The 12,484-nt window shown below is 66.8% G+C and carries 9 protein-coding genes and 1 pseudogene; 4 read left to right on the plus strand and 6 right to left on the minus strand.

Going from position 1 to position 12,484, the window contains the following annotated elements; all coding sequences use genetic code 11:
* Positions 1–735 precede the first annotated feature (735 nt).
* A complete protein-coding gene (locus ACQEXA_RS26905; RefSeq protein ID WP_432930647.1) occupies positions 736–1,224 on the plus strand; it encodes a hypothetical protein in 489 nt (162 codons plus the stop codon).
* Positions 1,221–1,574, plus strand: coding sequence for a hypothetical protein (locus ACQEXA_RS26910; RefSeq protein WP_433131288.1), 354 nt, complete (start codon positions 1,221–1,223; stop codon positions 1,572–1,574). Before ACQEXA_RS26905 ends, ACQEXA_RS26910 begins: the two co-directional genes overlap by 4 nt.
* A 261-nt stretch (positions 1,575–1,835) precedes the next feature.
* Here the strand turns inward: ACQEXA_RS26910 and ACQEXA_RS26915 are convergent, their stop codons facing one another.
* Together ACQEXA_RS26915 and ACQEXA_RS26920 are read right to left on the minus strand one after the other, a co-directional pair.
* A complete protein-coding gene (locus ACQEXA_RS26915) occupies positions 1,836–2,240 on the minus strand; it encodes a DUF6416 domain-containing protein (RefSeq protein ID WP_432930643.1) in 405 nt (134 codons plus the stop codon).
* 282 nt (positions 2,241–2,522) lie between these two features.
* A complete protein-coding gene (locus tag ACQEXA_RS26920; RefSeq protein ID WP_433131290.1) occupies positions 2,523–3,074 on the minus strand; it encodes a BRCT domain-containing protein in 552 nt (183 codons plus the stop codon).
* Between the two features lie 240 nt (positions 3,075–3,314).
* On the opposite strand from ACQEXA_RS26920, the gene ACQEXA_RS26925 reads away from it, so the two are divergent.
* Positions 3,315–4,613 carry an ISL3 family transposase gene (locus ACQEXA_RS26925; protein WP_433131293.1) on the plus strand — a complete coding sequence of 433 codons (1,299 nt, stop codon included), beginning with the start codon at positions 3,315–3,317 and terminating at the stop codon, positions 4,611–4,613.
* Here the strand turns inward: ACQEXA_RS26925 and ACQEXA_RS26930 are convergent.
* Complete coding sequence (locus ACQEXA_RS26930; RefSeq protein WP_433131295.1) at positions 4,563–4,931, minus strand: exonuclease domain-containing protein; 369 nt, start codon at positions 4,929–4,931, stop codon at positions 4,563–4,565. The genes ACQEXA_RS26925 and ACQEXA_RS26930 overlap by 51 nt on opposite strands.
* A 504-nt stretch (positions 4,932–5,435) precedes the next feature.
* Here ACQEXA_RS26930 and ACQEXA_RS26935 point away from each other — a divergent pair.
* Positions 5,436–7,574, plus strand: coding sequence for a SpoIIE family protein phosphatase (locus tag ACQEXA_RS26935; RefSeq protein ID WP_433131298.1), 2,139 nt, complete (start codon positions 5,436–5,438; stop codon positions 7,572–7,574).
* A 369-nt stretch (positions 7,575–7,943) separates the two neighbouring features.
* Here ACQEXA_RS26935 and ACQEXA_RS26940 read toward each other — a convergent pair whose 3' ends face one another.
* From ACQEXA_RS26940 to ACQEXA_RS26950, 3 genes and pseudogenes are all read right to left on the minus strand, one after another.
* Entirely contained in the window at positions 7,944–9,260 is a 1,317-nt protein-coding gene (locus ACQEXA_RS26940) for an IS701 family transposase (RefSeq protein ID WP_433131300.1), read from the minus strand.
* 155 nt (positions 9,261–9,415) lie between these two features.
* Positions 9,416–10,681, minus strand: coding sequence for an ISL3 family transposase (locus ACQEXA_RS26945; protein ID WP_433131302.1), 1,266 nt, complete (start codon positions 10,679–10,681; stop codon positions 9,416–9,418).
* Positions 10,682–10,987: 306 nt separating this feature from the next.
* A pseudogene (locus ACQEXA_RS26950) lies at positions 10,988–11,299 on the minus strand (N-acetylmuramoyl-L-alanine amidase); the annotation flags it as partial.
* Between the last annotated feature and the right edge of the window lie 1,185 nt (positions 11,300–12,484).

Raw genomic sequence — 12,484 nt, forward strand, 5'->3', positions numbered from 1 at the left:
ATCGCCGCGTCGACTCGGACGACTAGCAGACTGGCTCCAGAACCTGATCTTGGAGGTGGTCGTGGGCGTCGACCGAGTGTGTTCGTCCGGCCGGTCAGCATGGAGGAGGGCCGGCCGCAGGCCGCAGCGGATCAGCCGGACCGCTAAAGATCCGGTGCGGCTGCGGCGGGCGATCGTGGCGCTGATGTCTGCCCAGGGGCGGTCGCAGACCCCGGGTGAGCTCGCATCTTCCCATGAGACGGGCTGTCGCCCGCGCTCGTTGACCTGACTGAGCAGCCCGGATCCCCGAACCACGGTCATGGCGCCGGCCCGCCCGGCCAGACGCCGAATGGGTGGATGTGAGCCCACTCCGCCAGACCATCCGCGCATCGGGGACGTCAACGACCAGACCCCTGAACATTGGTGACGCTTCCTCGCTCCCGGTCCAGGGCCCTGCACGGCAGCCCTGCCAGACGAGCACGAGGAAGACCCACAAAGGAAAGCACCTCGGCGAACCGCAAAAAGCCGCAGGTCGGGGGGCACTTCTACGCTTGACAAGCCCGGCCCTCATGGGTGGGGGGAATGCACAGGACATCCTCAAAGATGCCGTGCCCAAGCGTCCAGCCGTCGGGCTGCTACACGCTAACTGGGATGCACAGCTCTGCATCGACAGCCTCCCAAAATGCGACATACTGCCGCCGCGGCACTCTCCATACGCTATTGCGTACGCAGCACCTTTGAAGTAGTTTTGAAGTCATGACCACTATGCACGCGGAAGCCAACTTCTCCGAGTTGCTCCAGAAGCCGAAGGACACCGTTGCCCTGATGCAGGGCAGCACGCACCGAGGCATCCGTCTGCACCGGCGCGACGACGAAGATCTGTACCTCACCACCGCCGCTCAGGCTGCGGAGGCGGTTCAGGTCGTCGACTCCACCACCCGCATCTTCGTGGCGATGATGAAGAACGACCCTCAGGCGGTGAAGATCCTCACGCATGTCTTCCCCGAGGCGTTCCCATGGGTGCGCTTCCTGCCGGAGGCGGCTGTCCGAGAATTCCTTGTCGAGTTTGTCGAGACTGCTCGGGCAGCTGTCGACCTCGACAACGTGAGTCTGCTCGCCCCTGTCATTGCCGCGTGGAAGTCGACCGCTCTCATTCACGCTGACAAGGGCCTGCACCACGAGCTCACCGCCCCAGTCGGTGAGGATTTCGGGCCTGTCGAACCGCCGGAGGTTCCCAGCGAGTGAGCCCGAAGAAGGGGGACCCTGTCGCGCCGCGGCCGGGTAAGGACGAGTACGACATACGCTACGGGGAGACCTCCACGGTCGAGGGCTGGCGAGAGGTCGGAAACAAGGCTCCCGGCAATGCCTATAAGGCATGGGAGCAGATGCGGACGGAACCGTGCCCGCAGGAGCAGACTGAGCGGCATCACCAGCTCAAGTTCGACTTGGCCTACCGAGACTTCCGGGGTGAACGCTTGCCGCAGTGGCAGATCGAAGTCACGGGCGGCGGACGAATCTGGTACCTGGTAGACCACAGACGCCAGATCGTGTGGCTAGTGAAAGCCAGCCTCGGCCACCCAAAGGAAACCGAGTAGAGAAGTGCCCTGACTCCTTGAGCCAGGGCACTTCTCTGTTCTGACGACCCCAACCGCAGCGCCCGGCGACCATCCTGAAGACACACACCCTCTTCTAAGCGCGGGTCCGCGCCTACTTGCTCGGTGCCCATGGCACCGAGATTCGGCGGACTACTCGGGCCGACTCCGGCTGTGCCACCGCGGAGGATGACGCACACCACTGCGGCCAGGCCTAGAACGCCCACGCCGAGACCAGCGATCCCGAGGCCACGGGCGGTGGAGTCACTGGCCGAGCTGAGCGGCCAGGAAAACCGCTGCCACCGAGGGGCGGACTGCGTACGTTGCGCCCGCGCTCCCCTCAGGGGCCTCCCACCAGTAGAACGGAAACCGCCGCCCACTGTTGCTGTGCCCCTTGCTCATCCCGGACAGCACACCCGCCACGCGCCGCGCCGGATCGCCCTCATTTGGCCCGCCCAGGACCCTATCCACCAGCTCCGTGCAGTGGATCACCCGGCCAGGGTTGCGCAGCATGTACTCGAACACGCGCCGGGCCTGCGGCGCGAGTTCAGCCAGGAACACCGCGGCGCGCTCCAAGTCCTCCGGGCCCCATTCCGGGTCACCGTAGTGCCCCTCTTCACCAGAATGCTCAGCCCACCGCGAATGAACTTCAGTCAGATAAATCGTCACATCCGCCCCCACATACCGTTATTGAGCGCCATCACTCCGCCACGATCCCAGCGCGCCCTGGGACTGCTACGCTCCCTGACCCGCCTCGCCTCCGACGCCCCATGCCATCGACCAGTGTGCATAACGTTCGCGCCATACAGAGCCGCCAGTACGGTGCGTGTCGAATCCGTGTCGAAGTTCTACCGGCGCACCGCTCAGTTGAGGAAGAGTCACAGGTCAACAGGAGCAGAGATCACCCATGTCGAGGCGTACAGGTCACAGCCGCCAGGTCACCTCGCAAGGTTAGCTGTTCAGTCGTTCGAAGAAATCCGCCTCACCAATGATCTCGATGTCGCGTCCGGCTTCCAACAATCTCTCGGCCGTCTTCTGCTTGTCGCTCTTGTCCGAGCCAATAGCGAACCGTCGTGGGTCGGGCGTAGCCACCACGAGGATATCCGTCTTACCGCTGACCTTAGGGACAGGGGTGCCGCCGACATTGGCGAGCGCAGCCTGCGCTTCAGCCCGCTTCATCCTGCTGAGGGTTCCAGTAATGCATACGGTCTTGCCGTACAAGGCGCCGTTGGGGTCAGCATCCGGATTCGCACCTGGCAACGGAGCCGAAGGCTTTCCCGTGTGCTTTCCCTTGCTGTGCGAGCCGGACCACTCGTTGGGAGCCACGATGCCATGAACTATGCCCAATCCCTTTAGGAGTTGATCAAGGGTCGTGGCTTCGTGGTGTTGCATAGCTGCGAGCATGATGTGCGCAGCGGCATCTGCGTCGGCGCCGGCCTGGTGATGCTCGTTCAGGGGCGCATCCACATGTCGGGCGACCTCGGGCAGCGTGTAGGAGATCAACCGCCAGGTCTTGCGGGCGACAACAAGGGAGCAGGCATAGCGCAACGTCGGCCACGGACTGCCCTCCGCCGTACAGGCATCGCGGGTCTTCGAACTTGATGGAGGTGCGGCGGTGACGGGCGGGCTGGCCGGTCACTCTGTGTGAGGTGGTTGGGGTGCGGGTGGCCCAGATGCAAGGAGCCCGCGGGCCTTCGTGATCATGGTTGTTGTCTAGGCAACCGATCATGAAACCCCACGGGCTTGAACATCGACGATACCGGGATCAACGAGGCGGCAACGCGACTTCTGGGGCTGGAGGGGGTGAGTGTGACGCAGGTCAAGGACGATGGGGCGGGCGGTTCGACGGTGTACGTGGTCACGAACGAGGACTCCGCCCGGGCCTGCCCCGCCTGCGGGGTCTTCGCCACCCGGCTGAAGGACTACCGCACCACCCGGCCCAGACACCTGCCCAGCGGTGGGCGCCCGGTGAGCATCCGATGGCGCAAGGCACGCTGGCACTGCACCGACCCCGCGTGCCCACGCGGCTCGTTCACCGAGGCGATACGCGCGGTGCCCGCGGGGATGCGCACCACCACCGCCCTGCGCCAGGCGGCGGGGGCCGCGGTCTGCGACGGCGGCCGCACCGTCGTGCAGGCCGGCCGCGACCTGCACCTGAGCTGGCCGATCGTGCAGCAATGCTTCGAGGACTACGCCGCCCAGGTCCTGCCCGAGACCCCGCCCGCGACCTCGGCGATAGGGATCGACGAGACCCGGCGGGGCAAGCCGGTGTGGAAGCAGAACCCGGCCACGGAGAAGTGGGAACTCGTCGCGGACGCCTGGCACATCGGTTTCGTCGACGCGATCGGCGGACAAGGGCTGTTCGGCCAGGTCGAGGGCCGTAACGCGGCCTCGGTCGCCGACTGGCTCACCGCCCAGCCCGCCTCCTGGCGCGAGCAGGTCCGCTACGTCGCCATCGACCTGTGCTCCACCTTCCGTGCCGCCGTCCAGCGTGCCCTGCCGCATGCGGCCGTGGTCGTCGACTGCTTCCACATCGTCCAACTCGCCCAGCGCCACCTCGCCGACCTGCGCCGCCGCCTCACCTGGAAGCAGCACGGCCGCCGAGCCCGCAAAGGCGACAGCATCTACACCGTCCGCAAACTCCTGCGCCGAAACAAAGAAGACCTCACCGAGGACCAACACACCCTCTTTAAGGTCGAGTTGGACCACATGGGCACCTACGGCCGACAGATCTACACCGCCTGGCAGGCCAAAGAACTCCTGCGCGACCTCCTGCACCTCGCCGTCAGCCGCGCCCACACCACCCCCGACCACGCCCACCTGCCCGAACTCGTCACCCTCGCCGAGACCATCGAGCAGTGGTGGGACGGCATCGAGACCTACCTGACCACTGGAATCACCAACGCCGCCTCCGAAGGCAACAACCGCCTCATCAAACTCGAAGCGCGTAACGCCTTCGGCTTCCGGAACCGAGCCAACCAACGACTCCGGTCACGCTGTGCAACCACACGCCGGAGCCGCCGGGAGGCGCACCCCCACTAAATTCGAAGACCCGGCATCGCGAAGCACCCCCAAGTCAAAGGCCGCGTTGTGGGCGACGAGGGTCCTGCCCGCAGTGAACTCCAGTATCTGCTGGAGGGCTTCCGCCCAGCCTGGTGCGCTTTCGACGTCAGCGGCCCTGATGCCGTGGACGAGGGTGTTGTATGAATCGAAATGCCTGTGCGCAGCAGGGGGGCGGATGAGGGTGTACATCCGGTCGGTGATGTGGCCATCCTCAACCGCGGTAAGACCAACCACGCACGGGCTCCCGCGGTACGCATTGGCAGTCTCAAAGTCGATAGCAACCCAGGTACCGCTCACGGCATGCCCTCCCCTGACATGTGTAGATTCGGTGAGGGTACCGGGTGGGTGGTTGCATTGAGCGGCGGGGTCTCCAACCCCGCATCGGCCCTACCGCGGTCCGGCGCGGAAGCGCTACCTCCGTGGACTATCCGTGGACGGACACCAGCTGGTTTGTCTCGACGGGACCCCTGACCAGCATGTTGCCCGGGAGGCAAAGGGGCCTCCGGAGCCGTGTGCGCAGGTTCGAATCTTGCCGGGGGCACTCGCCAGTCACCCTGGTCAAGCGTCCGAACCGGGGTTTTCGCGCGGGACAGGCATGGACGGTGCACCCGCGGTCGATGTCCGCTCTGGGGGAAGGGCCCGGACGGTGTGCCCGCAGTAAAGTTGAGGACAGTCCCTTCGAACCACTGGGGCGATGACATGCGGTCGCAGCCACTCCACTCTCAGTGGCCGTCCGGCGTCGGTCACGCACCCGATGTCGCTGACCGAGACGGTCTATTCGTCTCGGTGGCACGCCGCTGCATGCGAGACCTGCCCGCATCGGCCCTCGTGGTGTATCTGCGTGTGCCTGAGGAGCCCGTACTGGCGGCCGCGGTGATCGCCGTTTCGACGCCGGTGATGCTTGCCGCACCCGAGCGCATACCGCTCGACGACCCGACATTTCCGTCCAGCCGGGCCTATCGAACGGGGCAGATCTGCACGGCCGAGCTCAACGAAGTAATCGACAAATACCTCGAAAGATATCCCGAGACCAGCCTATTTTTTCTTTCTTTTCTTGTGCATTTCGGGATCTCGGTGCCACTCATAGCCGGGGAGCGAAAATTCGGCACACTATCGGTGTTCTCGCCGCGAATCCCCGATGAGCTATTCAAAAGCGAGACGGATTACCTGCGGGAAACGGCGCAAAGCCTTTCGGCCGAGTTGGAGCGCCTTGCCGCAAACGGTGTCTCTTTGTCCCCTCCGGAGCATCCGTTCGTAGTCTCCCCCGAGGGTAGTTCCGTTGCGGAGACCAGCCCCGCCGCGCCTCGGGAAGAGCAGGGATCGCCGGCCCTCTGGAGTGCTCCCCTCGTTTTCCACCTGGAAACACTGGCCGTCCACCTGACGTTGATAGCGAACACAAAGGACGCTGCCGCACTGACAATCGAGCGACTGATGTCGGGATTCCAGGCCCAAGCAGTGGCCATCAGCCTGATAGAAGCCGACCGACTCCAGGTGGTGGCCGCATCGGGGTGCTCGAAGGAGTACCTCAAATCGCTTAACGGAATCTCAGTCAGCAAAAGCTCGCCAGAAACCGAAGCCATCGCGCACCAGAAGTTGGTCGTCTCCGAGGCTGCGGAGCGAAGTCTGCCCCACGGGGAGGGCCGGCTCACGGCGGACGGTCGTGACGAGAATGCGTGGATCGTGCTCCCGCTGATTTCCCGCGGCCGCGCACTGGGCGCGTGCTCAATCGGATTCTCCCCGGAGCAACTCGTGATCGCCGCCGAGCAGTCACTTCTGTACGCCCTATCGGCACTGCTCGGCCAGACCTTCGAACGCACGCAACTGTACGACGCAGAGCACGCATTGGCGCAGAAGTTGCAACAAGCCCTGCTGCCCCGGATACTTCCCCAGCTCGCCGGTGTGCTCACCACGAGCAGGTATGAGCCGCCCCCCGGCGCGATCGAGCTCGGAGGCGACTGGTACGACCTGATCAAGCTCCCCGCCGGCGGCGTGGCCGCGGTGATCGGCGACGTCCAGGGCCACAGCACCCCAGCGGCCGTGCTGATGGGACAGCTGCGAAGTGCGGTGCGCGGCTATGCGCTGGAGGGCCATGATCCGAGCACGGTCCTGTACCGCACGAATCGCGTGCTGATCGACTTGGAGACGGATCTCTTCGCTACCTGCTGCTGCGTCTGGCTGGACCCCGACACGGGCACGGCCCAGGTCGTCAGTGCCGGTCATCCGCGCCCTTTGATCCGCACCGCGGACGGTGCTTACCTGGAGGCAGCCGCCGACATCGGCGTCCCGCTGGGAGTCGAGGAGAACCCGTCGTATCAGGCCGGCGTCCACGCCCTGGAACCCGCAACGCTGCTGGTTCTCTACACAGACGGGCTGTCCGGCCGGGAGGGCGAGCTGTCCCGGGAGACTTTGGAAGCCGCTATCGCGGACTCCGGTGATGAACTCGAGACGCTCGGCGACCAGCTCATGGGTCGTGCTGCCACACGGGCTACTCGAACGGACGATGCCGCACTCCTGCTGCTGCGGTACGAAGGCCCATCAACGGAGGCGAAGGAGTCCGTCAGAGGGCTGCACGTACAGCGCCATGACTTCCAGGGGGTGCGTCGCACGCGGCAGTTCCTCGACACATGCCTGGAGGGGTGGCACCTGGATCAAATCTCCGATTCTGCCGAGGTGCTGGCGTCGGAGGTCGTCACCAACGCGCTTGTCCACGGGGACAGCGACGTCGACGTGTGCCTGCGCAGGTACCCGGACCATCTCCGGGTGGAGGTACGGGACACCGATTCCCACCCGGCGATGCTCGTGGACCTGGGGCCGGATGAGGACAAGGCCGAGGGAGGACGCGGGATGCTGATCGTCTCCGCGCTGGCCTCCTCCTGGGGCAACTCGCCGAGCGGCAGGGGGAAGACGGTGTGGTTCGAGATCGAGGCCAACGCACCGTAGCCGGAAGCGATGCACAGCCGATGGCCGTCCCCCGGCACCCTTCTCGCCTGTCTCGAACCCGTACACCACTTCTCTGGACGCGACCGAGCCACTGGCGTGCCGCCCAGCCGGCCAGCACCGGTCGTGGTCTCACTTCTGGTCTCATTCACACACGTACCGCCCCGTCCGGATGAGTACCAGGGCAAGTCGAGTTCGAAGGCGACGGCCGCACATGCACGCGGGTGAACGACTCCACACGGCCGCCCGGCCAATACAAGCACACTTGGAAAGCGTGTTGGGAGCAACCTCTCACGAGTTCGAATCTCGTATCCTCCGCAGCCGCCTGAACAGGCAAAAAGAGGCTCTCCTGCCGTATCTCGACTTTCGCAGTCAGGCAGCGGCGGAGGCCCAGGCGTGCTGGACTTGCAGGATTTCGGTGGCTGTTGGGGCTTCGGCTCGAAGAGGGTTAAATCGGGCGGCAATGACGGCACGTCGGAGCGCGGCGAGCATGTCCTCGAACGAGGGGTCCTTCTTGGTGGTGTACCAGGGGGCCGCGCGCCGATGGTCGGCCACGTCGGCGGTCCGGTCGCCGAACTGGCTGTACCACAGCGGGATCAGGCTGGTGCAGATCACGGCGAACGGCACGGTGCGCTCGACGGCGGCCCGGGTGCGGTTGCGGGCCTGCCCCGCACCGACGAACTGCTTGCCGTCGAAGACGGCGACCTCGATGGACCAGCGTCCCGCGTAGCGGGAGACCAGGGCGGCGGCCGTGCTGGCGAGGTCGGTGGTGACCAGGGTCAGGTCCTTGCCCCGGGCGGCGGGGTCGCGCACGGTCAGCACCCGTGCGGCGCGGGGGCCGAAGACGCCGTACCACAGGCAGAGGGTCTCGGCCACCCGCACAGTGGCGGTGTGTCCGTAGCAGGTGGTGCGGCAGGGGCGGAAGCGGGCCCGGGCCGCGAGGTCGGCGCTGGTGCCCAGCCGGTCGCCCTTGAGCCGGGGGCGTCCGCGCCTGCCGGTCGGCGCGGGCGGCAGGCGGTAGAAGACGGACCGACCGGCGGCCCGGGTGGTCCAGGTGATCCGGTCCGGCAGGCCGCGCAGCACGTGGGTGGCATAGGCGCCGTCGGCGACGACGTGGAGGTCGCGGTCGGGAAAGGCGCGGGCCAGCAGTTCTACCAGGGTGCGGGCGAGCTGGACCCGGCTGGCGGTGCCCTTGCCGCCCCACAGGCGCAAGAGCACCGGCAGGCAGATTGGGCGCGGGAAGCCGGGCAGGTGCGCCACCAGGCCGGCGATCACCCAGCAGTGTCCCCAGCCCACCTGTAGGGGTTGGGGGGCGTTGACCGAGCCGTCGTGTCCCCACAGCACGCCGAAGATCTTCTTGCCGCGGCGGCGGAAGAACGTCTCGTCCACCGCCACTTCCAGGGCCGCGGCAGGTGGCACGAGCAGGTCGACGATCAGCTGGGCCAGCGCGAGGCCGACCCGGTCGGCCGACCAGCGGGCGGTGGAGAAGAAGCGGTGGGCGCGGGCGTGGTGCCACACCCCGCCCAGCCCGGCGCCCAGGAGCATGCCGCACACGGTGCGGCGGCCGGTCTGCGCGATCATCCCCACGACCAGGGCGGCGAACACCCGGTAAGTCGGCGCCCGGAAGCAGGGCCGGAAGACCTCCAGTAGCCCGGCCAGGGACGGCAGTACAGTCGAAGGCGGAAGCATCGACGAATCCCTCCTCTCCGGGAGCGGAACTTCTTCTACCGTCGATGCTTCCTCGCGTCCCGGCCGACGGCGACACCCGCCGCAAGAGAACCGATCGCCGCCCCAGTCGTCACTACCGACCAAGCAAACTGCGAAAGTCGAGCCGTATGTGTGGGTCATTCTGTGGTGGGTTGGCGGCCGGGGAGGGTGGGGCGGTCGCCGACGAGGGTGAGCATGACGAGGGCGATGATGGCGTCGGCGGTGTGGAAGCCGAAGCCGCGTCGGATGATCAGGCGGGTCTTGGTGTTCGTGCTCTCGATCAGTCCGTTGCTCATGCCGGTGGTCAAGGCGGCGCGGATCGCCTGATGGTGGCGGCGGATGCGGCGCTGGAGGTCGATGAAGCTGTCGATGCGGCAGCGGCGGGCCCAGCCGATCCAGCGGTCCAGAGCGGACAGGGCGGCGGTAGGCCGGGTCTTGGCCAGGGTGAATACCGCGCGGAGGGCTTCCTTCAGGCGCCAGGCGCGGTGCAGGCGGGGATCGGTGGCGGCGATCCAGGTGAGTTTCGCGGCCTGCCGATCGGTGAGGTCTGCCTCGTTCTTCCACAGCGCGAAGCGGGAGTCTTTCAGCGCCCGGGCGGTGTCCGGGTCGGCGGCCTGGCGGCGGGCGCGGTTCCACGAGGCACGGCGTTCGACATCCAGGGCGTCGGTGGCCCACGCGATCACGTGAAAGGGATCCATCACGCGCACCGCCGAGGCGACCCGGTCGGCCAGGACCTCAGCGATCCAGGCGGCGCCGTCGGCGCTGATGTGCGTGAGTTTGGCGGTGCGCCGCTCCCCGAGGGCGTCGAAGAAGCGGTCGAGGACGTCCTTGCCGTGTCCGTCGGCCATCCACACCACCTTCGCGGTCTCGTGGTCCACCACGACGGTCATGTACTTCTGCCCCTTGCGGTGGCTGATCTCGTCGATGCCGATCCGGGTCAGCCCCGCCAGCCGGTCGACGGCCCGGTCACGGTCGGCGACCACCCGCTCCACGATCGCCCCGACCGTGCGCCAGGAAGTCCGCATCAACTGCGCGGCCGCGCTCTTGGAGCACTCCGAGGCCATCCAGGCGGCCTGCTGATCGAAGGCGTAGGTGTGTCTGGCACCGTGACGGGCCCAGGGCACCGCCGTCACCGTCACCCCGTGTCGGCGGCAGTCCACCCGCGGCGCGTCGGCCTCCAGGAAGACCCGCATCACGCCGTGGTCGAGGTCTCGCCACCGACGCCGGCCCCGCCCCGCGTCGAACCAGGGCGCCAGCCGTCCGCACCGGCCGCACCGCTGCCGACGGCGGGCATCGGGCCGTACCGACACGACCACACATTGTTCGTTCTCATCGATCCGGACGCCCTCGACCACGGTGTTTTCCGCCGTCAGGGACCGCTTCCATATGCTGAAGACAGACACGCCGTTTCTCTGCTTGATCAAACTTGAGCCTAGACACCTCAAGGATCACAGGAAGCGGCGTGTTTCACGTATCAGCCCAGGCCACAGCACCCACGCATACGGCAGGAGAGCCCAAAAAGAAGGGCCCCGCTGATCGTCAGCGGGGTCGTCAGGCTGCCCGACCCTCGTTGCCCCGGAGAGATCCGGGGCCCTTGACGTTTCGGGGGCTATGCCACCTTTGGGTGCACCTTCAGGGCCACCAGGAGGTCTCGCCCGCCGGTCCGGCCCGCGCGGTGGTGCCGCGGGCCGGACCGGCGTGGTGGCTGGTCAGCCGATGGTTGCGATGCCGTCGGTGGTGATGGTCGGGCGGCCCGAGGTGCCGACTACGACGATCTTCAGGGTGTGTTTGGCGGAGCTGGACCAGGTCTTGGTCCAGCTCGCCTGGCGGTAGAGGGTCGTGGAGGACTTCAGGTCCACCGTGGTGACCTTGGTGCCGTCGACGTAGACGTAGGCCTGACCGGAGGTGGAGGCCCGCGAGACGATCCAGGCCACCGAACGTCCGGTGAAGGTCCAGCTGATCGACGCCCCGGCGGACGAGGAGCTGTAGGAGTAGCCGCCCAGGTAGCTGGTGCTGCTCTTGTGGCGTCGGCGTCCGAGGTGGAGGAGGCGCGCTTCGCCTCGTACCAGTCCCATGTCGCCGCCCGGCAGGCGCTGGTTCGCGTCCAGCTCGTCTGCGACAACATGCGGCTACGTCAAGCCGACACCGCATTCGAACTGGCGAACTGCCTGCACGAGGCTCCTGACGCAGTCGAACGGTACCGCCGCTCGCAGCGCTGCAAGGCGACGCTGAGCGCGTTCGTGGAGGCCGCTGCACCGACTGTGCGCTAGCCCTCGCTCGAATGCGTAAACCCTGAGATGGGCAGGGGGCGTGTGGCGGTAGTGTCGCTCAATGCCCCACCCGGTGGGGCCAGGGCTCGCCTGAAAAGCGGAAGGCCGGGTAACGCGCCGGCCCTGGGGAGTGAACGGGGAGTGGATCAAGAAAGCCGCGCGGATCGCCACCCACAGGAACCAACTCGTACCAACGCCCTGACCTGCACAGGAGTCAAGTAGTCCTGGTCAGCGATCTTTCCGCACATTATTCGGGACGAAGAGGTCGTGGGTTCAAATCCCGCCACCCCGACACAGGTCAGGCCACCTACTAGTCGCTAGTAGGTGGCCTGAGTGTTTCCCGTACAGCAGCGGAGTACAGCAACCGCTGTGGCTCTTGCTGGCCGTCCCTGCACGGCTCCTCTTGCTGCTTGCGCTTGCCCCTCTTCTGCTTTCTGCCGCCGCCCAGAGCCTTGCCAAGCTTCCGGAGCGCCCGGCGGGTCTCCGCCGAGGGAACGTGGGTACAGACCTCCATGGTCACTGCGATCTCGGAGTGGCGGAGGATCTGCATGGCGATCCGGGGATGGACGTCCAGGCCCGCGCACGGCGCGGGCACGCGCCGCCTCTGCGGCGCGGCCTGCCTCCTGTCTGCGCCCCGGCTGGCCGCGTCCGGCGGCGCGCCGCGTGCAGCGGGCAAGCACGAGAAGGCCCACACCGGCCGAACAACGCGACGGCATCGCTGAGCGGTTCAGGTGACACGAGCACGGCCGTCTGCGGCCATAGCCGTAGTGCTGTCGGACAGACTGGCTGCGGAGGGGGCGGCATCCGGGTGGGGCGTAGGCCATCGAGCAGAAAGGCCGGCGAGGCCTGGCGCCGTACCGCCGCCGTCACGGATGCGGCAGCGTGAGCGGACCTGACCTCGAGGAATCGGCTGGCGGGGAGCTGGCTGCTGCCGCG

This window comes from Streptomyces sp. CA-106110 (assembly GCF_050936285.1).
In the GTDB taxonomy this organism is placed as follows: Bacteria; Actinomycetota; Actinomycetes; order Streptomycetales; family Streptomycetaceae; genus Streptomyces.

Bases quoted from the DNA above. Each gene is read 5' to 3' on its own strand.
- ACQEXA_RS26905 (WP_432930647.1), top strand. From the start codon at position 736: ATGACCACTATGCACGCGGAAGCCAACTTCTCCGAGTTGCTCCAGAAG.
- ACQEXA_RS26935 (WP_433131298.1), top strand. From the start codon at position 5,436: ATGCGAGACCTGCCCGCATCGGCCCTCGTGGTGTATCTGCGTGTGCCT.
- ACQEXA_RS26940 (WP_433131300.1), bottom strand. From the start codon at position 9,260: ATGCTTCCGCCTTCGACTGTACTGCCGTCCCTGGCCGGGCTACTGGAG.